The sequence below is a fragment of the Rhizobium sp. Leaf371 genome (genome assembly GCF_001424045.1).
In the GTDB taxonomy this organism is placed as follows: Bacteria; Pseudomonadota; Alphaproteobacteria; order Rhizobiales; family Rhizobiaceae; genus Ferranicluibacter.
In genome coordinates this window covers 297,769-316,186 of sequence record NZ_LMQB01000023.1, presented here as the reverse complement: position 1 = coordinate 316,186, position 18,418 = coordinate 297,769, and the positions used below count along the sequence as shown (strand labels likewise).

The 18,418-nt window shown below is 64.4% G+C and carries 20 protein-coding genes; 14 read left to right on the top strand and 6 right to left on the bottom strand.

All coding sequences use genetic code 11. From position 1 onward, the window contains the following. From ASG39_RS12225 to ASG39_RS12180, 10 genes are all read left to right on the top strand, one after another. The gene (locus tag ASG39_RS12225; RefSeq protein ID WP_062595261.1) at positions 1–501 is read left to right on the top strand and encodes a GNAT family N-acetyltransferase; all 501 of its coding nucleotides are present in this window, start codon (positions 1–3) and stop codon (positions 499–501) included. A gap of 8 nt (positions 502–509) precedes the next feature. Beyond that, positions 510–1,298, top strand: coding sequence for a lysophospholipid acyltransferase family protein (locus ASG39_RS12220; RefSeq protein ID WP_062595260.1), 789 nt, complete (start codon positions 510–512; stop codon positions 1,296–1,298). A gap of 76 nt (positions 1,299–1,374) precedes the next feature. Beyond that, positions 1,375–2,766: a tRNA (N6-isopentenyl adenosine(37)-C2)-methylthiotransferase MiaB gene (gene miaB, locus ASG39_RS12215; protein WP_062595259.1), complete on the top strand. Its 1,392-nt coding sequence runs from the start codon at positions 1,375–1,377 to the stop codon at positions 2,764–2,766. Between the two features lie 40 nt (positions 2,767–2,806). Then, positions 2,807–3,853: a PhoH family protein gene (locus ASG39_RS12210; protein WP_062595258.1), complete on the top strand. Its 1,047-nt coding sequence runs from the start codon at positions 2,807–2,809 to the stop codon at positions 3,851–3,853. Positions 3,854–3,856: 3 nt separating this feature from the next. Further along, a complete protein-coding gene (gene ybeY, locus ASG39_RS12205) occupies positions 3,857–4,372 on the top strand; it encodes an rRNA maturation RNase YbeY (RefSeq protein WP_062595257.1) in 516 nt (171 codons plus the stop codon). A 12-nt stretch (positions 4,373–4,384) separates the two neighbouring features. Further along, the gene (locus ASG39_RS12200) at positions 4,385–5,608 is read left to right on the top strand and encodes a hemolysin family protein (RefSeq protein ID WP_062595256.1); all 1,224 of its coding nucleotides are present in this window, start codon (positions 4,385–4,387) and stop codon (positions 5,606–5,608) included. Between the two features lie 209 nt (positions 5,609–5,817). Beyond that, entirely contained in the window at positions 5,818–7,413 is a 1,596-nt protein-coding gene (lnt, locus tag ASG39_RS12195) for an apolipoprotein N-acyltransferase (protein WP_062595255.1), read from the top strand. 151 nt (positions 7,414–7,564) lie between these two features. After that, on the top strand, positions 7,565–7,990 hold the full coding sequence (locus ASG39_RS12190; RefSeq protein WP_062595254.1) for a helix-turn-helix transcriptional regulator: 426 nt from the start codon (positions 7,565–7,567) through the stop codon (positions 7,988–7,990). Positions 7,991–8,210: 220 nt separating this feature from the next. Continuing rightward, positions 8,211–9,452, top strand: a complete 1,242-nt coding sequence (gene metK, locus ASG39_RS12185) for a methionine adenosyltransferase (RefSeq protein ID WP_062595253.1) — start codon at positions 8,211–8,213, stop codon at positions 9,450–9,452. Between the two features lie 81 nt (positions 9,453–9,533). Further along, a complete protein-coding gene (locus ASG39_RS12180; protein ID WP_062595252.1) occupies positions 9,534–10,250 on the top strand; it encodes a tRNA (guanosine(46)-N(7))-methyltransferase TrmB in 717 nt (238 codons plus the stop codon). Positions 10,251–10,271: 21 nt separating this feature from the next. On the opposite strand, the gene ASG39_RS12175 is transcribed toward ASG39_RS12180, so the two are convergent. The 3 genes from ASG39_RS12175 to ASG39_RS12165 form a co-directional block, all read right to left on the bottom strand. Then, entirely contained in the window at positions 10,272–11,165 is an 894-nt protein-coding gene (locus ASG39_RS12175) for a DMT family transporter (protein ID WP_062595251.1), read from the bottom strand. A 161-nt stretch (positions 11,166–11,326) separates the two neighbouring features. Then, a complete protein-coding gene (locus tag ASG39_RS12170) occupies positions 11,327–11,584 on the bottom strand; it encodes a DUF1150 family protein (protein ID WP_062595250.1) in 258 nt (85 codons plus the stop codon). Between the two features lie 141 nt (positions 11,585–11,725). Further along, positions 11,726–12,154, bottom strand: coding sequence for an Hsp20 family protein (locus ASG39_RS12165; protein ID WP_062595249.1), 429 nt, complete (start codon positions 12,152–12,154; stop codon positions 11,726–11,728). A gap of 205 nt (positions 12,155–12,359) precedes the next feature. On the opposite strand from ASG39_RS12165, the gene ASG39_RS12160 reads away from it, so the two are divergent. Further along, entirely contained in the window at positions 12,360–13,304 is a 945-nt protein-coding gene (locus tag ASG39_RS12160; RefSeq protein WP_062595248.1) for a nucleoside hydrolase, read from the top strand. Between the two features lie 76 nt (positions 13,305–13,380). Here ASG39_RS12160 and ASG39_RS12155 read toward each other — a convergent pair whose 3' ends face one another. From ASG39_RS12155 to ASG39_RS12145, 3 genes are all read right to left on the bottom strand, one after another. Further along, positions 13,381–13,701, bottom strand: coding sequence for a hypothetical protein (locus tag ASG39_RS12155; RefSeq protein WP_062595247.1), 321 nt, complete (start codon positions 13,699–13,701; stop codon positions 13,381–13,383). Positions 13,702–13,811: 110 nt separating this feature from the next. Continuing rightward, on the bottom strand, positions 13,812–14,711 hold the full coding sequence (locus tag ASG39_RS12150) for a ribokinase (RefSeq protein ID WP_062595246.1): 900 nt from the start codon (positions 14,709–14,711) through the stop codon (positions 13,812–13,814). A 62-nt stretch (positions 14,712–14,773) separates the two neighbouring features. After that, the gene (locus ASG39_RS12145) at positions 14,774–15,997 is read right to left on the bottom strand and encodes a DNA recombination protein RmuC (protein WP_082477193.1); all 1,224 of its coding nucleotides are present in this window, start codon (positions 15,995–15,997) and stop codon (positions 14,774–14,776) included. A gap of 143 nt (positions 15,998–16,140) precedes the next feature. Here ASG39_RS12145 and def point away from each other — a divergent pair, with 143 nt between their 5' ends. From def to truA, 3 genes are read left to right on the top strand one after another with little or no spacing between them, the layout of a single operon-like run. Then, positions 16,141–16,665: a peptide deformylase gene (gene def / locus ASG39_RS12140; protein WP_062595245.1), complete on the top strand. Its 525-nt coding sequence runs from the start codon at positions 16,141–16,143 to the stop codon at positions 16,663–16,665. A gap of 55 nt (positions 16,666–16,720) precedes the next feature. After that, positions 16,721–17,656 carry a methionyl-tRNA formyltransferase gene (gene fmt, locus ASG39_RS12135; RefSeq protein ID WP_062595244.1) on the top strand — a complete coding sequence of 312 codons (936 nt, stop codon included), beginning with the start codon at positions 16,721–16,723 and terminating at the stop codon, positions 17,654–17,656. Continuing rightward, positions 17,657–18,412 (top strand): tRNA pseudouridine(38-40) synthase TruA, encoded by a 756-nt coding sequence (truA, locus tag ASG39_RS12130; RefSeq protein WP_062595243.1) that lies wholly within the window; start codon positions 17,657–17,659, stop codon positions 18,410–18,412. Positions 18,413–18,418 lie beyond the last annotated feature (6 nt).

Below are 18,418 nucleotides of genomic sequence, written 5' to 3'. Positions count from 1 at the left end.
ATGGCATTGATCGACTACTTCCTGCGCCGTCCCGAATTCGACATCTTCCAGATGACGGGCGACCACCTCCCGGATGTCGCCCGCATCCACGGCGTCCTTTTCAAGCCGGCCTGGAGCGCCAGCGCGTTCTACAGCCTGCTGTCGCAGGACAGCGTCTCCGGCTTCGTCGCCCGCCAGAACAATTCGAGCGGAGGATCGGCAATGGGCGGCTTCGTGCTGACGCGTTCGGCCGGCGGCGAGGCGGAGATTCTGACCGTCGGCGTTGACCCGCGTTATGGCAGGGCGGGGCTGGGTTGGCGCCTCATGCAGGCGGCGGTCGGCCGCGCCCGGCAGGATGGCGCAGAGACGATGTTCCTGGAGGTCGATCAGGCGAACGTCGCCGCTTTGGCGCTCTACCGTCGGCTGGGCTTCCGCAAGGTCGGCGAGCGCAAGGCCTACTACAAGCCGTCCGCGCAGGATGCGTCCCCCGGCGGTGCCGATATTCTCCGTCTCGATCTCTGACGCGCACGATGATCGTCTGGCTCCGGGTCCTCGTCTGCGTCTTGCTTCTGATCGTGGCGACACTTCTGCTCGCGCCGGTCCAGATGTTTCTGCTGTGGCGTGATTGGCCGGCACGGCGGACCCTTCCACGTCTCTGGCACGGCATCGCCTGCCGGATGATCGGGCTGCGGGTGCATGTCCACGGCGCTCCCGACACGCGCCGGCCTCTGATGCTCGTGTCCAACCACGTCAGCTGGAAGGACATTCTGGTCCTCGGCTCGGTCGCGGATGTCGTCTTCATTGCCAAGGCGGAGGTGAAGGCCTGGCCGGTCTTCGGCCTGCTCGCCCGGTTGCAGGCGACCATCTTCGTGGCACGCGAGCAGAAGCGCACGACCGGAAACCAGGTCAACGAGATCGGCGCGCGCCTTGCCGCGGGCGAAATCGTCGTGCTCTTTCCGGAGGGAACCACCTCCGACGGCAATCGGCTGCTGGAAATCAAGACCTCGCTCTTCGGTGCGGCGGCGGCAGCCGTTCCGCTTTCGCCGGCCGGCATCGTCCATGTCCAGCCGGTGGCGATTGCCTATACCCGCGTCCACGGCATGCCGATGGGCCGCTATCACCGGCCCATCGCCGCCTGGCCCGGCGATATCGCGCTCGTGCCGCATCTCATGGGGGTGCTCCGCGAGGGGGCCGTCGATGTCGATCTCGTCTTCGGCGAAACCATCGACTACCGTGCCGACAGCAATCGCAAGCAGGTGAGCCGGGACGTGGAGAAGCAGATGAAGACCATGCTTCTTGCGCGGCTTCGCGGGCGCTGAGCGCGGCGTCTCCCTCTCCGGCCTCGCCCGACCCACATCGCTTCATTTTCACCCCGAATTACGCTATGGAGCTGCCATGACCGACCCAACGCTCCTTGCTCCCGTTTCCCATCCCGCCGCGGCCCCTGTGAAGAAGGTCTTCGTAAAGACCTATGGCTGCCAGATGAACGTCTATGATTCCGACCGGATGACGGACGCTCTGGCAAAGGATGGCTACGTCGCGACGGACAATGCCGAGGATGCGGATCTGGTTCTTCTGAACACCTGCCATATTCGCGAAAAGGCCGCCGAAAAGGTCTATTCCGCCCTTGGCCGCCTGCGCGATCTGAAGAAGCGCAAGGCGGGTGAGGGGCGCGAGATGATGATCGGCGTGGCCGGCTGCGTTGCGCAGGCCGAAGGCGACGAAATCCTGCGCCGCGCGCCCGCGGTCGATCTCGTCATCGGGCCGCAGACCTATCACCGTCTGCCGGAGGCGCTGAAGCGCGTCGGCCGCGGCGAGCGCGTGCTGGAAACCGACTATGCGATCGAGGACAAGTTCGAACACCTGCCGGCGCCCGACAAGGCAAAGACCCGTGCCCGCGGCGTCACAGCCTTTCTGACCGTGCAGGAAGGCTGCGACAAGTTCTGCACCTTCTGCGTCGTCCCTTACACGCGTGGCTCGGAGGTCTCGCGGCCGATGGCGCAGATCGTCGCGGAAGCCGAAAAACTCGTCGCAGCCGGCGTTCGCGAGATCACGCTGCTCGGCCAGAACGTCAATGCCTGGCATGGCGTCGTCACCACGGGCGGCGAGGGCCTCGGTGCCTTGCTGCAGCGGCTGTCGGAAATCCCCGGTCTTGCCCGGCTGCGCTACACCACCAGCCATCCGCGCGACATGGACGACAGCCTGATCGAGGCCCATCGCACCCTGCCGGCGCTGATGCCCTATCTCCACCTGCCGGTTCAGTCCGGCTCGGACCGCATCCTCAAGGCCATGAACCGTCGCCACACGGCGGCCGAATATGTCGCACTGGTCGAGCGGATCCGCCGCGCCCAGCCGGACCTCGCTCTGTCCGGCGATTTCATCGTCGGCTTCCCCGGCGAAACCGACGCGGATTTCGAGGACACGCTCAATCTCGTGCGCACCATCGGTTATGCACAGGCATTTTCGTTCAAATATTCGACCCGTCCCGGCACGCCCGGCGCCGACCTGAAAGACCAGGTGCCCGAGGATATCAAGGCCAAGCGCTTGGAAACGCTGCAGGCTTTGCTCATCGAGCAGCAGCGTGCCTTCAACGAGAGCTGCATCGGTCGCACGATCGACCTGCTTCTGGAAAAGCCCGGCCGCATGCCCGGTCAGCTCATCGGCCGCTCGCCGTGGCTTCAATCGGTGAATGTTGATGCAAAGGGCGTGGAAATCGGTGACATTATCAAGGTACGAATCACCGCCGCAGGCCCCAACAGTTTGTTTGCCGACGTGGTCGACGACTGATACAATCAGGGCCTGACGTCATCCTCGGGAGCCCCGCCGCTTGAACGGACACGAATTGGTTTCAACCCCACCGCGCCAGTCACAGACAACGCCTACGACAGACGCCAATCACTTCGTGCTCACATTCGAGAACAACCGCTTTGCGAGCGAGCTGTTCGGACAATACGACCAGAACCTCAAGCTCATCGAACAGCGCCTGCATGTGGATGCCCGTCCGCGCGGCAACTCCGTGGCGATCTCGGGTGAGGTGACGGCCACCAACCAGGCGCGCCGGGCGCTGGATTATCTTTATGGTCGCCTGCAGAAGGGCAGCACGGTCGATGTCTCCGACGTCGAAGGCGCGATCCGCATGGCGGTTGCCGCCGACGACCAGTTGCAGCTTCCCACCATGGAGAAGAAGGCCAAGTTGAACCTCGCGCAGATCTCGACCCGCAAGAAGACGATTGCCGCCCGCACGCCGACGCAGGATGCCTATATCCGCGCGCTGGAACGCTCCGAACTCGTTTTCGGCGTCGGCCCGGCCGGTACCGGCAAGACCTATCTCGCGGTCGCCTATGCCGCCCAGCTTCTGGAGCGCGGCGCGGTCGATCGCATCATCCTGTCGCGTCCGGCCGTCGAGGCCGGCGAGCGTCTGGGCTTCCTGCCCGGCGACATGAAGGAGAAGGTCGATCCGTATCTGCGCCCGCTCTACGATGCGCTTTACGACATGATGCCCGGCGACAAGGTCGAACGGGCGATCACCGCCGGCGTCATCGAAATCGCGCCGCTCGCCTTCATGCGCGGACGGACGCTCGGCAATGCCGTCGTCATTCTCGACGAGGCACAGAACACGACGACCATGCAGATGAAGATGTTCCTGACGCGTCTCGGCGAAAACGGCCGCATGATCGTGACCGGCGATCCGAGCCAGGTCGACCTGCCCCGCGGCACCAAGTCGGGTCTGGTCGAAGCTCTGCAGATCCTGAAGGAGGTCGAGGGCGTCTCGGTCGTGCGCTTCAAGGATGTGGACGTCGTGCGTCACCCGATGGTCGCGCGCATCGTGCGGGCCTATGAGGCGCAGACGGCTGTGCCGGACGAAAGCCTGTAGAGCATGCCAGGTCCATCCCTGCTGGAACTTCAGGTCAGCGTCGAGGAAGGCGGCTGGCCGGAGGAAGCCGTGCTTGAGGCGTCGAGCACCCGCATCCTGGAACAGGCGGCAGCCTATCTCGTCCGCGAGGAAGGCCAGCCCTTTCCGAAGATGCCCCCGGAGCTTTCGCTCGTCTTCACCAGCGACGCCGAGATTCGCAGCATCAACGCCGAGTGGCGCGACCAGGACAAGCCGACCAACGTCCTGTCCTTCCCGGCCTTTCCCGTGGTGCCGGGCGGCATGCCCGGCCCGATGCTGGGCGATATCGTGCTGGCGTACGAGACGCTGGTGCGCGAATCAGACGAGCTGGGAAAGCCCTTCGACGATCACCTGACACATCTTCTGGTACACGGTTTCCTGCATCTCTTCGGCTACGACCACCTGGAAACGGCGGATGCGGAGCGAATGGAACAGCTGGAGACTCGCATTCTCTCGGGTCTTGGGATATCTGATCCCTATGGGGACAGCGATCCCGTTTGACAGTTTGGAACGATGAGCGACTTCAGATCACAGCCTGCCGCGGCTGGCAAAGACGACGCGGACGCCTCCAGTCAGGACGAACCGGGCAGTAGTCGCGCGGTGCAGGCCTATGAGGCCGAAGCCGCCGAGGCCCTGAAACCCGAGGCGCACAAGCCGGAAGGTCACAGGCACCATACCTCCTTCTGGGCCCGCGCCGCCCGCCTGTTCCGCAGCCCGAACGGCGCCACGATCCGTGAGGATCTCGCAGACGCCCTGATGGCGGACCCCGGCACCGACGAGGTCTTCTCACCGGCCGAGCGCGCCATGCTCAACAACATCCTGCGCTTCCGCGAAGTGCGCGTCGAAGACGTGATGGTGCCGCGTGCCGATATCGAGGCCGTGGACCAGAGCATCACCATCGGCGAACTGATGATCATCTTCGAGGAGTCCGGACGCTCGCGCATGCCGGTCTACAGCGAGAGCCTGGATGATCCGCGCGGCATGGTCCATATCCGCGACCTCCTGTCCTATGTGACGAAGCAGGCGCGCGCCCGCCGCCGCGGCCCGCCGCGCGTGGCGGCCTCGCCGGCCGTGGCGGCGATTGCGGCCGATCGTCCGCAAAAGGTTCAGCGCCAGCCGCGCGCCGGCATCGACCTTGCGCGCATCGATCTCGATAAAACGGTGGAGGAGGCCGGCATCGTCCGCCAGGTTCTGTTCGTGCCGCCATCCATGCACGCATCCGACCTGATGCAGCGCATGCAGGCCGCGCGCATCCAGATGGCGCTCGTCATCGACGAATATGGCGGCACCGACGGTCTCGCCTCGCTGGAAGATATCGTCGAAATGGTCGTTGGTGACATCGAGGACGAGCATGACGACAGCGAAGTCATGTTCTCCCGCACGTCGGACGACATCTTCGTGGCCGACGCCCGCGTCGAGCTCGAGGTGATCGCAGCCGCGATCGGTCCCGATTTCGACGTGCGCGAGCAGCTGGAAGAAGTGGATACGCTGGGCGGGCTGGTGTTTGCCTCCCTCGGCCGTATCCCCGCCCGCGGCGAAGTCGTGCAGGCGCTGCCGGGCTTCGAATTCCAGGTTCTGGATGCCGATCCCCGGCGCGTGAAGAAGGTCCGGATCGTGCGCAAGCGCCCGCCCGCCCGCCGGCGCACCGCGCTCAAGGGCGAGGACGACGCAGGCGTCGAGGCTTTCCGCCCGGAAACCGCCTCGACGGAAGAGCCTTCCGACCGCGCAGGTCGCTGACGGATCGACATGTCGTTCGAGCCCGAGGGGGCGGGCCGTGATTCGACGAGATCCCTGACAATGCTACCGGTGGGTCGTCGCGCGCGGTGACGCATGCTCTGGGCATGGCTGATGCGTCATGAACGGGCGAGGACATCGACAGACGCCGCGCGATCATCGCGGCGGGGGGTGCCGGGTGACCGGATCCCGGCGAGCGGAGTGGAATGCGCATGGAACGTTTGGCGGGCAGGGTCATGCTGTCGTCGGGTCTGCGACGGGCATCTCTCGGGTTTCTGGCCGGGCTGCTCACCGTCCTCGCCCTGCCGCCTTTCAACATCTTCGCTGTTCCGTTCCTCACATTTCCCGTTCTCGTCTGGTTGCTCGACGGCACATCCGGCCATCCCGGGCACGGGCCGCTTCGCCGGGCACTGCCGGCCTTCGCGCTCGGCTGGTGGTTCGGCTTCGGCTATTTCCTCGGCAGCCTCTGGTGGCTCGGCAACGCACTTCTGGTCGAGGCCGATACCTTCGCCTGGGCGCTGCCGCTCGCCGTCGTCGGGCTGCCCGCGGTGCTTGCGATCTATTACGGCCTGGCGGCCTTCGTCGCCCGCTTGATCTGGTCCGACGGGGCAGGCCGCATCGCTGCTCTGGCCGTCGCGTTTGCCGGCGCGGAATGGCTTCGGGGCGTCCTGCTCACCGGCTTTCCCTGGAACGCGATCGGCATGGCCGCCATGCCGGTGCCGCTTCTCATGCAGTCGGTTTCGCTGGTCGGCATGATCGGCATGAACCTGCTGGCCGTCTTCGTCTATGCCGCACCGGCCCTGATCGGCACCCGCAAGGGCATGGGCATCGGGCTGACGCTCGCCTTCGGTCTCGTTGCCGCGCATGTCGGCTACGGCGCCTATCGCCTGGCACAACCGGCGCCGCCCGTGGCCGAGCCGCAGCCGACGGTGAGGATCGTGCAGCCGGCGATCGACCAGTCCCGAAAACTCGACGATCGCGAACGCGCGTCCGTCTTCGAAGCGCATCTGGAGTTGAGCGCCGCATCGCCGGTCGGCGACGGCAAGAGACCGGACATCATCGTCTGGCCGGAAACGGCTGTGCCTTTCATTCTCACCGACAACCCCGATGCGCTCACGCGGATCGCCGACGTGCTGCAGGACGGGCAGATCTTGATCACCGGAGCCGTCCGCACGGAGGATGCGGGGGCCGGCCTGCCGCCGCGTTACTACAATTCCGTCTATGTGATCGACGATCGCGGTCAGATCATCGGCGCGGCCGACAAGGTCCATCTCGTGCCGTTCGGCGAGTATCTCCCGTTCGAGGAACTGCTGTCGCGCATGGGGCTGAACGCCATCGCCGCGTCGATGCCCGGCGGCTTCTCGTCTGCGGCAACCCGCACCATCCTGACGTTGCCGGGCGGGCGAACGCTCTATCCGTTGATCTGCTACGAGGCGATCTTTCCGAACGAGATCGGCAGCGACGCGCTATCCACCGCGGCACTGCTCAACATCACCAATGATGCCTGGTTCGGCGATACGCCCGGACCCCACCAGCATTTCCAGCAGGCCCGCCTGCGCGCGGTCGAGAATGGTCTTCCCATGATTCGGGCCGCCAACTCCGGCATTTCCGCCGTCATCGACGCGCGCGGAAACGTCGTCTCCGGCCTTTCTCTTGGTCAACGTGGCTTTTTCGACACAATTCTGCCTGCTCGTGCCGCTTTGGTCGCAGCGCCCGAGCAACAGCGGAGGCACGCTCTCGTTCTGGTGCTGTTTATGATGGTGTCCGCAATACTTTCTCGTTTTGGTTTTGTTTTTCGGCAGAATTGACCCAAAACGCGCGAAGTTGCATAGTGCCGCTGCCGTCGATCTCACCTATGCGCTGAGGGGAATGACCCGGATTGTGTGGCATGGCATATGGTCTGCTTTTTGCAACGGCCGAAGTACGGGCGGAAGTAACTTCGAATAATAGGAACCCGCTATGATTGAGAATAAAAAGAAGCCGAATCCGATCGACATCCATGTCGGAAGTCGGATCAGGCTTCGTCGGACAATGCTTGGAATGAGCCAGGAAAAGCTGGGGGAAGCACTTGGCATTACCTTCCAGCAGATCCAGAAATACGAAAAGGGCACGAACCGCGTCGGCGCGAGCCGGCTGCAGAACATCTCCGCTATTCTCAACGTTCCAGTCTCCTTCTTCTTCGAAGATGCACCGGGCGACGGCGGGTCGGGGAGCGGCGCCTCCGGCATGGCGGAAGCGTCGAGCTCGAACTATGTCGTCGATTTCCTGTCGTCCTCCGAAGGCCTCCAGTTGAACCGGGCCTTCGTCAAGATCGGCGACCCAAAGGTTCGCCGCAAGATCGTCGATCTGGTCAAGGCACTCGCAGCAGACGTCGAAGCCGAGTAGGCTCGAAATCTTGGTATCGAAAGAAGCGGCTTACGGGCCGCTTTTTTTATGTCGTCCGGAAGTCTCTCCGATGGGGTTTGTGATGCGTCGCCGGCACACATTCCGCAATAAATGACCTCATTTGCTGATATAAAGATATATTTATGTCCTTGTGCGCTTGTCTTTTACGGGCATACTTACTACACCGTCGAAGCCTGTTTTCACTGAGGGGACGTCCCGCATGCGCGCTAACTACTTGTTTACTTCCGAATCCGTGGCCGAGGGACATCCCGACAAGGTCTGCGACCGGATCTCGGACGAAATCGTCGATCTGGTCTATCGTGAAGCTGCAAAGACGGGTGTCGATCCCTGGGGCGTGCGCATCGCCTGCGAGACGCTGGCAACCACCAATCGCGTCGTGATCGCGGGCGAAGTTCGCCTGCCGCCGAGCCTGATGAAAAAGGACAAGAACGGCAAGGACGTCATCAATCCGGCCAAGTTCAAGACCGCCGCCCGCAAGGCGATCCGCGAGATCGGCTACGAGCAGGACGGCTTCCACTGGAAGACCGCGAAGATCGACGTGCTGCTGCATTCCCAGTCGGCCGATATCGCGCAGGGCGTCGACAGCGCCGCCGACAAGCAGGGCGACGAGGGTGCCGGCGACCAGGGCATCATGTTTGGCTATGCCTGCCGCGAAACGGCCGACCTGATGCCGGCCCCGATTTACTATTCCCACCGCATTCTTCATCTGCTCGCCGCCGCCCGCAAGAAGGGCGAAGGCGATGCCGGCAAGCTCGGCCCGGACGCCAAGAGCCAGGTCACCGTGCGCTACGTCGACGGTCAGCCGAAGGAGGTCGCCTCCATCGTTCTGTCGACCCAGCATCTGGACGAAAGCTGGGATTCGGCCAAGGTGCGCGACGTCGTCGAGCCATTCATCCGCGAAGCGCTGCACGACATCGAGATCGCCTCGGACTGCAACTGGTACATCAATCCGACCGGCAAGTTCGTCATCGGCGGGCCGGACGGCGATGCGGGTCTCACGGGCCGCAAGATCATCGTCGACACCTATGGCGGTGCCGCACCGCATGGCGGCGGCGCTTTCTCGGGCAAGGACACGACCAAGGTCGATCGCTCGGCCGCCTATGTCGCACGCTATCTCGCCAAGAACGTCGTGGCCGCCGGTCTTGCAGACCGCTGCACGATCCAGCTTTCCTACGCCATCGGCGTCGCGCAGCCGCTTTCGATCTATGTCGATCTGCACGGCACCGGCAAGATCAGTGAAGACGAGGTCGAGGCCGCGATCCGCAAGACGATCGACCTCTCGCCGTCCGGCATCCGCCGTCATCTCGATCTGAACAAGCCGATATATGCCAAGACATCGGCCTATGGCCATTTCGGTCGCAAGGCCGGCCGCGACGGCTCCTTCTCGTGGGAGCGTCTCGATCTGGTCAAGCCGCTGAAGGATGCGCTGAAAGTCGCCTGAGGCGTTTCGGTCGGCCGAATTTTGTGACAAGAGAACGGATGCCCTCGCCGGCATCCGTTTTTGGTTTGGAGACGTCAGCGCATGACAGACAAGCGCCCCTCAGGGTCCCCGACCCGGGCCACAGAGGCCTTTTTTGGTCGCCGCAAGGGAAAGCCGCTGCGGGCGAGCCAGGCAGCTCAGCTCGAGCACGGCCTGCCGACATTGCGTCTCGACCTCGATGCGCCAGCGCCTGACGATTTGAAGAGCCTTTTCCCGGATGACGTGACGCGCGTGCGGCTGGAGATCGGCTTTGGCGGGGGAGAGCATCTAATCCACCGCGCCGTCGAACAGCCCGGAACGGGCTTCATCGGCGTCGAGCCCTTCGTCAACTCCATGGCAAAGCTCGTCGGACGAATCGATGAAGTCGGGGCGCGCAGCATCCGGCTGCACGACGACGATGCGACGCAGGTTCTCGATTGGCTGCCGCCTGCAAGCATCGACCAGATCGATCTGCTCTATCCCGATCCCTGGCCCAAGCGGAAACACTGGAAGCGCCGCTTCGTCTCGTCGGTCAATCTCGACCGCTTCGCCCGCGTGCTGAAGCCGGGTGGCCTGTTCTGCTTTGCGTCCGACATCGATAGCTATGTGAACTGGACGCTGCTGCATTGCCGCGATCACGCCGCCTTCGACTGGCCCGCGCGCAATGCCAGCGACTGGCTGACGCCCTACGAGACGTGGCCGAGCACGCGCTACGAGGCGAAGGCGCGCCGCGAGGGACGCAGCTCCGCCTACCTCACCTTTCTGCGCAAAGACGCCTGAGGAACGAGGATCCCAAGGGGCTCAGGGGACGGGTTTGAGCTTCGGCTTCCGTCCGAAGGGCAGCAAACCCAGCACCAGCGCGCAGCCGGCGATGATGACCGCAGCGCCTGCGATCTGCACGGGCGTGATCGGCTCGTCGAGCACCAGGGCGCCGACGAGAACGGCGACAATCGTCACCGCGAATTCGACGCTGATGGTGCGCGTGGCGCCGATGGAGGCGACGAGCCGGAAATAGGTGACATAGGTGAGGGCGCTCATGACGCAGCCGAGCACGAGCAGCGCGCCCAAATCCGTCCACGAGGGCAGGCCGGGAACGGGCACGACGAGCAGCAGCGGCAAGGTCATCAGCCCGCCGGAAAGAAAGGCGCCGATCGTCACTTCCAGCGACCCGATACCCCGAAGGCGGTGGCTTGCGTAATTGCTGCCGAAGGCGGCGCAGAACGCGCTGAACAGCGAAGCGGCACAGCCGAGCAGGAAATCCGGCGTGATCGGCACGGCGGGAAAGCCGACCAGAAGCACGATGCCGATCGTGCCGGTGACGAGGCCGACCAGCCCCTGCGCCCGGATCCGCTCCAGCTTCCAGAGATGCGCGATGACCATGGAGAAGAGGGGAATGGCAGCCACGAGAATGGCAGCCATCGCCGTCCCGATACGCGGCGTCGCGTAGGAAAGTCCGATCAGCTGGCCGGCAACCGTGGTGGCGCCGACGATGACGAACGGCATTCGCCGCGGGCCGAAACGGAGCACGCGGCGGCCAAGAGCGGCAAACGCCAGAAGCGTGCCGCCGGCAACGAAACTTCGCAAAGTGACGGCACCGACCCAACCGAACGCATCGACCACGTGCAAGAGCACGAGGAAGGAGAGGCCCCAGGCAAAGGCGAGAAAGAGATAGGCGACGACGTCCCGCTGTTTCATGATCTCCCGGTTATCCCAAGGCGGCCACGACGGCAAAGACTTTTAACGAGAGAGGGTTTTGACGCCGCACTGGCGGGGTTCGGAGCGCGGGCGGCGTCGTTGAGCGGATGGTTTGCGGGCGGTGCGGCAGGCGCGTGCACGGGCAAACAGTCGCTCGGCGATCAGTGAAGGGTAACCGTCTTCAGGTCGTCTTCGGCAGCCTTGAAGAAGGTGCTCGAACGGTTGTCGGTGAGGAGAATGGGCGTGCCGTCGGCGCCGAACAGCGCCCAGAGATCGAGGCCGGGTTCCATGCTGGGAGCCTCGGGAAAGCAGCGCGAGACCTCATCAGACCGCATTTTGCGGATGTAACCGACTTCACCTGCACCAAGATGTGCCAGGTCGGTTTTCGACAAATGGCTGCTGACGTGCTTCAATCCCATGAACTCTCTCCTCGTTGCCGCACGAACCTTCCGCAAAGAAAGGCCACGCGACATAAGATTATGTTTTCATGCGAGGATTGGCGAAATTCGCAACCAGGGTCGCCAGCCTTGCAGCCGGCGAAGTCTCCCTTGCCGGTGAGATCACTCTGAGACCAAAATGTTAATTTTCTTTACCATGCGGACAGGTTCTGGACGAATGAGATCGACGGAAAGCAGTCCATTCCGCAATTCGGCCTTCATCACCTCCATGCCCTCGGCAAGCACGAACATGCGCTGGAACTGGCGCGCGGCAATGCCGCGATGGAGATAGTCGCGCGCCTCCGTCTCGGTCTGGCGGCCGCGAATGACGAGCTGGCTTTCCTCGATCGTCACGTCGAGATCGTCTTCGGCAAAACCGGCAACGGCGAGCGTGATCCGCAGGCGTTCCGGCTCGTCCGAGGCGCGGCTGCGCACGCGTTCGATGTTGTAGGGAGGATAGCCGTCATTGCCCTTGGCGACGCGTTCGAGCGTCTTCTCCATGGCGTCGAAGCCCAGCATCAGCGGGCTCGTGAAAGGCGTCAGGCGGCTCATATCTCGTCCTTGCAAACCTCAAGCGACCGATACGCGAACCCGCGAGGCGGCGTCCGCGCTGGATATATGGGGTGGGTGCCGCCGGCGCGCAAGCCGCCGTCCGCCTCTCTTCGCCCCAAACATCAAAGCATCGGCCGGATGCCTTACGGCGTGGCGGGAATCGTTCTATGCAGGACGAACGAGACAGCAGGATAAGGATATCGCCGTGGCCGCACCCGCCAAGATCATCATCGACACCGATCCCGGACAGGACGACGCTGCCGCGATCATGCTGGCGCTCGCAAGCCCTGAGGAGCTGGACGTCGTGGGGATCACGACTGTCGCCGGCAACGTGCCGCTCAGCCGCACCGCCCGCAATGCGCGCATCATCTGCGAGCTGTCGAACCGGCCGGATGTCAAGGTCTATGCCGGAGCCGACAAGCCGCTCGTGCGCACGCTGGTGACGGCCGAACACGTGCACGGCTCCACCGGCCTCGACGGGACGGTGCTCGCCGAACCGACCATGCCGCTGCAGGAGATGCACGCGGTCGATTTCATCATCGAGACCCTGCGCACCGAGCCCGCAAACACCGTCACCCTCTGCACGCTCGGCGCCCTCACGAACATCGCGCTGGCACTGCAGAAGGCGCCGGACATCGCAGGCCGCGTGAAGGAACTGGTGATGATGGGCGGGGGCTTTTTCGAGGGCGGCAACATCACGCCCGCCGCCGAGTTCAACATCTATGTCGATCCCGACGCGGCCGACATCGTCTTCAGGTCGGGCATGCCGATCGTCATGATGCCGCTCGACGTGACGCATAAGGTGCTGACCCTGAAAGCCCGCGTCGATCGCATCCGCGCCATCGGTCGTCCGGCCGCCGTCGCGATGGCGGAAATGCTCGATTTCTTCGAGCGCTTTGATATCGAGAAATACGGCAGCGACGGCGGTCCGCTGCACGACCCGACAGTCATTGCCTATCTTCTTCGCCCCGAGCTCTTTTCCGGCCGGGATTGCAACGTGGAGATCGAGACCCAGTCGGAGTTGACGGTGGGCATGACGGTGGTCGACTGGTGGCAGGTTACGGGCCGCCCGCACACCGCAAAGGTCATGAAGGATGTCGATGCGGATGGTTTCTTCGACCTGCTGACGGAGCGGCTTGCCCGCCTCTGAACCCGTCGCTTTCAACGAAAAAGCCGCACATCCTCCCGGATGCGCGGCTTTTCCATATGGTCGGTATGCCTTGGCCTTAACGCCACCAGGACCGCGGCTCCGGTTCGCTCGACGAGCCGAGAATATAGCCGACGGCGACGCCGATGGCTGTCGCGAGCACCACGACACTGGCGATTCCGGTCGGATGTTCGCGTGCCACGTCCGCAACGGCACGGCCTTCGGCCTTCACCTGGGAGACCGCCTTCTTCGCGTAAGGCGCGGCAGCCTCATAGGCTTCGGCCGCCTTATCGCGTGTGTCGCTGTAAGCGCGAGCACCCTGCGACGAGACGATCTTGGTCAGGCGGGCGACTTCGTCGCGCAGCGCGCGGACATCTTCATTGGAGGAATTCAAAGACATTTCGGGTTCTCCTTGTCTACCGGTCGCTAAACTCCATTGGACGAGGATTGGTTCCGGCCGGCCGCGCTGGGCTCCGATCACGGGAAGCCCGGCGAACCTCTCAGGGTCTCTCAGAGAGCCGCATCCACCATGCTTGCGAGCGGAATGGCCGGCTGGGCGCCCGGCTTCAGGCAGGCGAGCGATCCGGCAACCGCCGCACGCCGCAACGCCCGCTCGAACGGCAGCCCGGCATCGAGTCCGGCAGCGAGATAACCGCAGAACGTGTCTCCGGCGCCGACCGTATCGACCGGCTCGATGACGAGGCCTGCGGCCGTGTACATCTCGCCCTCATGCAGGGCGATGACGCCGTCGGCGCCCAGCGTCACGATGACCGTCTGACCCGTCTCGGCGCCGAGCGCCCGGATGGCGGATTGGCGCTCTTCGGGCGACAGCCGGTCTCGCCCGGCAAGCCGTTCGAATTCGGTTTCGTTGGCCACCACGATATCGGCCATGCGCCCGAGCACGGCGGCATGCTCGGTCAGCGGTGCGATGTTGATGATCGAACGGACGCCGCGCGCGCGGGCGGCAAGGAGTGCGCCTTCGACCGCCGCTGCCGGCACTTCGAGTTGCAGCACCAGCGTGTCCTGCGGCGTCATGGTTTCGATGGCGGCCAGCGCATCCGCTTCGTTGACGGTGCCGTTTGCGCTGGCGACGACGACGATCACGTTCTCGCCGTCTCCGCCCACCAGAATATGCGCGGTGCCCGTCGGTTCGCTCGCCGTCTTCACCAGCGAAAGATCGGTGCCGGCCTCTTTCATCAGGCCGAGCGCGGATTCGGCAAAGGCATCCCAGCCGACGGCGCCGGCCATGCGCACGGTGGCGCCGGCGCGCGTTGCGGCCAGTGCCTGGTTTGCACCCTTGCCGCCGGCGGCCGTGGTGAAGCTGTTGCCCGTCACCGTCTCGCCGGGCTTCGGCAGGCGCGCCGTGGTGGCGATAAGGTCCATGTTAATGGAGCCGAAAACGGTGATCATGCAATGCCTCCCGAATGCGCCGCGTCGGGCGGCGTGTGTAAGCCGGACACTGCCCGACGCTCTTAGTCCTCGTCAACCACCCGCAGCTTCAGCGAGCCGGCGCGGCTGCCAGGTGCCGGCGACGGCGTCGAGGGCGCGGCGCCGGTCCCGGCCTCGTCGGATGCCGTGCTTCGCGTGTCCTGCAGTTCCAGCGCTTCGATCTTCGCGCCCCGTCGCTTCAGCTTGTCGGAGGAGATCAGAATGTCGTCGACATCCTTCTGTGTGGTGGTGAAATGACCGTGCAGCTTGCGCACCCGTTCGTCGAGGCGCGACAGATCCTCCATCAGCCGCACGACTTCGGCCTGGATCAGATGGGCCTGTTCACGCATGCGGTGGTCGCGCAGGATCGCCTGGATCACCTGGATGGAGAGCAGCAGCAGCGAAGGCGAAACGATGACGACGCGCGATCGATGCGCCTTCTGGACGATGCTCTCGAAATGCTCGTGGATGTCGGCAAAGATCGATTCGGACGGCACGAACAGGAAGGCCGTGTCCTGCGTCTCGCCGGGGATCAGGTATTTTCCGGCGATATCCTTGATGTGCACATCCAGATCGCGCCGGAAGAGAAGCGATGCCTGCCGCTTCAGCTCGGGCGACTGCGCGGCCCGCATGGCGTTCCAGGCCTCGAGCGGAAACTTGGCGTCGATGGCCAGTCCCGGCTGGCCGTTCGGCATGTGGATGATGCAGTCCGGGCGCGAGGCGTTGGAAAGCGTCGCCTGAAACGCATAGGCCCCCTGCGGCAGGCCGTCGGCGATGATGGTTTCCATGCGGCCCTGCCCGAAGGCGCCACGCGTCTGCTTGTTGGCAAGGATCTGCTGCAGTCCGGCCATGTCCTTCGCCAGCGACTGGATGTTCGTCTGCGCCGTGTCGATGACGGCCAGCCGCTCCTGCAGCGTCCGCAGGTTCTCGTGCGTCTGGCGCGTCTGCTCGGTAATCGAGGCGCCGATGCGCTGCGTCATGCCGTCGATGCGCTGGTTGATCGACTGGTTCAGCTCGTATTGCCGCGTGCCGAAGATATCGGCGATGGCGGCGATCCGGCCCTGCATCTCGGTCTGCGCCTGGATCAGCGCCGCCATCTGCTCCTGCGCCGTATCGACCTTGCGGAGAGCGCGGCGGCGAAACCCTGCGAGAACAGCGAGGCTGACCGCGACGACCACGCCGACCAGAAGCCAGGCAATGAGGGTCGGCGAGAGGCCCGTCACATCGGAGGCTGCGAGCACGATATCCAGGGGCGAGGAAGGGGTCATGGCCGGACTGTAGCGAAATTTATCGCGAAGGCCAGATCAAATCGTGAACATCATCCGGATGTCAGGCAATTTCCGCTCGAAAATGCGCGCAAATCCGTCTCGCCCGAATTCCATCGTTCGAAAAGATCGGTTATCACCACGCCATGACGATCAAGCCTCTCATCATCCTGCCCGATCCCCTGCTTCGCCAGATCTCCGCGCCCATCGAGCGCGTCGACGACGAGGTGCGACGCATGGCCGACGACATGCTGGAAACCATGTACGACGCGCCGGGCATCGGGCTGGCCGCGATCCAGATCGGCCTTCCCCGCCGCATGCTGGTGATCGACATCGCCAAGGAGGGCGATGAGAAGGCGCCGCAGGTCTTCATCAATCCGGAGATCCTGACATCGACGGACGAGCGGTCGGTCTATGAGGAAGGCTGCCTGTCGATCCCCGACTATTACGCCGAAGTCGAGCGCCCCGCCGGCATTTCGGTGCGCTATCTCGATCGCGACGGTCGCCCGCAGGAAATCGCGGCGGATGGCCTTCTCGCCACTTGTCTGCAGCACGAGATCGACCACTTGAACGGTGTGTTGTTCATCGACCATATCTCCAAGCTGAAACGCGAGATGGTCGTGCGCAAATTCACCAAGGCCGCCAAGACCCGCGGTTCGAAGGCGATCTGATCGGGTCGGGCCGCGGTCAGCCGCAGGCCCCGCCGCCCTATCGAAGGAAGCCGTCATGTCGCTGCGCATCATTTTCATGGGAACGCCGGAGTTCTCCGTGCCGACGCTCGCCGCATTGGCACAGGCGGGACACAAGATCGTCGCCGTCTACACCCAGCCACCGCGTCCCGGTGGCCGGCGCGGGCTCGATCTGCAGAAGTCTCCCGTTCATCAGGCGGCAGAACTGCTCGGCATCGAGGTTCGCACGCCGCTGAATTTCAAGGCCGACGAGGATCGCGAAGCGTTTCGTGCGCTGGATGCCGATGTTGCCGTGGTCGTCGCCTATGGTCTGCTTCTGCCGGAAGCCATCCTGTCGGGCACACGCCTCGGCTGCTACAATGGGCATGCCTCTCTTTTGCCGCGCTGGCGCGGTGCGGCCCCCATCCAGCGGGCGATCATGGCGGGCGACCGGGAGACCGGCATGATGGTGATGAAGATGGAGAAGGGGCTGGATACCGGCCCCGTGGCCCTGACCAGCCTTGTCAGCATCGGGCCGGATATGACGGCCGGCGAGCTTCACGACACGCTCATGGTGCGCGGCGCAGCGCTGATGCGCGACGCGATGGAGAAGCTGGAGGCGGACGACCTGCCGCTGACCCCGCAGCGCGACGAGGGCGTTCTCTACGCGGCAAAGATCGCCAAGGGCGAAACGCACATCGATTTCACCAAGCCGGCGCAGGAGGTTCACGATCACGTTCGCGGCCTGTCGCCTTTTCCGGGCGCCTGGTTCGAGCTCGACATTGCCGGCAAGCGGGAGCGCGTCAAGGTGCTCGCCTCCATGGTGGAAACGGCCCGCGGCGAGACGGGCACGGCGCTCTTCGACGACCTGACGATTGCCTGCGGCGATCGGTCGATCCGCCTGACGCGGCTGCAGAAGGCCGGCGGCAAGGTGCTGCCCGCCGACGAATTCCGGCGCGGCACGCCGGTTCCCGCCGGCACGAGGCTCTTCTGAATGCCGCGCTTTCGCCTGCTGGTGGAATATGACGGGTCGTCCTATGTCGGCTGGCAGCGCCAGGACAACGGCCACTCGGTTCAGGGCGCCATCGAAGCCGCCGTTCTGCGGCTGACGGGCGAGGCCGTCTCGGTCCGCGGGGCGGGCCGGACCGATTCCGGTGTCCATGCCCGCGGGCAGGTGGCGCACACCGATCTCACCCGCGACTGGCCGCCGGAAACGCTGCGCAACGCGCTGAACGCCCATCTCGGCCAGCATGGCGAGCGGGTCGCGATCCTCGATGCGGAAGCCGTGCCGGACACGTTCGATGCGCGCTTTTCGGCCCTTCGCCGCCATTATCTCTACCGCATCATTTGCCGCCGCTCGCCTTTGGCGCTCGAGGCCAAGCGCGCTTGGTGGGTGGTAAAGCCGCTCGACGCAGGTCTCATGCACGCGGCGGCACAGACGCTTGTCGGCCGGCACGATTTCACCACGTTCCGCTCCGTCCACTGCCAGGCCAACAGCCCGGTGCGGACGCTCGACCGTCTCGACGTGACGCAGGATGGCGACGCGATCGAGATCCGCGCGACCGCCCAGAGTTTTCTCCACAATCAGATCCGCTCGCTGGCGGGAACGCTGAAGATGGTGGGTGAGGGCAAGTGGCCGGTCGAGCGCGTGCGCGCCGCCCTCGACGCGCGCGACCGCAAGGCCTGCGGCCCCGTCGCCCCGCCGGATGGGCTCTATTTCATGCAGGTGGATTACCGAGCGGACGCTTGAGAAGCC

Coding starts and splice junctions, on each gene's coding strand:
- ASG39_RS12225 (WP_062595261.1), top strand. CDS start 1: ATGGCATTGATCGACTACTTCCTGCGCCGTCCCGAATTCGACATCTTC.
- ASG39_RS12220 (WP_062595260.1), top strand. CDS start 510: ATGATCGTCTGGCTCCGGGTCCTCGTCTGCGTCTTGCTTCTGATCGTG.
- miaB (WP_062595259.1), top strand. CDS start 1,375: ATGACCGACCCAACGCTCCTTGCTCCCGTTTCCCATCCCGCCGCGGCC.
- ybeY (WP_062595257.1), top strand. CDS start 3,857: ATGCCAGGTCCATCCCTGCTGGAACTTCAGGTCAGCGTCGAGGAAGGC.
- ASG39_RS12200 (WP_062595256.1), top strand. CDS start 4,385: ATGAGCGACTTCAGATCACAGCCTGCCGCGGCTGGCAAAGACGACGCG.
- lnt (WP_062595255.1), top strand. CDS start 5,818: ATGGAACGTTTGGCGGGCAGGGTCATGCTGTCGTCGGGTCTGCGACGG.
- ASG39_RS12190 (WP_062595254.1), top strand. CDS start 7,565: ATGATTGAGAATAAAAAGAAGCCGAATCCGATCGACATCCATGTCGGA.
- metK (WP_062595253.1), top strand. CDS start 8,211: ATGCGCGCTAACTACTTGTTTACTTCCGAATCCGTGGCCGAGGGACAT.
- ASG39_RS12180 (WP_062595252.1), top strand. CDS start 9,534: ATGACAGACAAGCGCCCCTCAGGGTCCCCGACCCGGGCCACAGAGGCC.
- ASG39_RS12175 (WP_062595251.1), bottom strand. CDS start 11,165: ATGAAACAGCGGGACGTCGTCGCCTATCTCTTTCTCGCCTTTGCCTGG.
- ASG39_RS12170 (WP_062595250.1), bottom strand. CDS start 11,584: ATGGGATTGAAGCACGTCAGCAGCCATTTGTCGAAAACCGACCTGGCA.
- ASG39_RS12165 (WP_062595249.1), bottom strand. CDS start 12,154: ATGAGCCGCCTGACGCCTTTCACGAGCCCGCTGATGCTGGGCTTCGAC.
- ASG39_RS12155 (WP_062595247.1), bottom strand. CDS start 13,701: ATGTCTTTGAATTCCTCCAATGAAGATGTCCGCGCGCTGCGCGACGAA.
- ASG39_RS12150 (WP_062595246.1), bottom strand. CDS start 14,711: ATGATCACCGTTTTCGGCTCCATTAACATGGACCTTATCGCCACCACG.
- ASG39_RS12145 (WP_082477193.1), bottom strand. CDS start 15,997: ATGACCCCTTCCTCGCCCCTGGATATCGTGCTCGCAGCCTCCGATGTG.
- def (WP_062595245.1), top strand. CDS start 16,141: ATGACGATCAAGCCTCTCATCATCCTGCCCGATCCCCTGCTTCGCCAG.
- fmt (WP_062595244.1), top strand. CDS start 16,721: ATGTCGCTGCGCATCATTTTCATGGGAACGCCGGAGTTCTCCGTGCCG.
- truA (WP_062595243.1), top strand. CDS start 17,657: ATGCCGCGCTTTCGCCTGCTGGTGGAATATGACGGGTCGTCCTATGTC.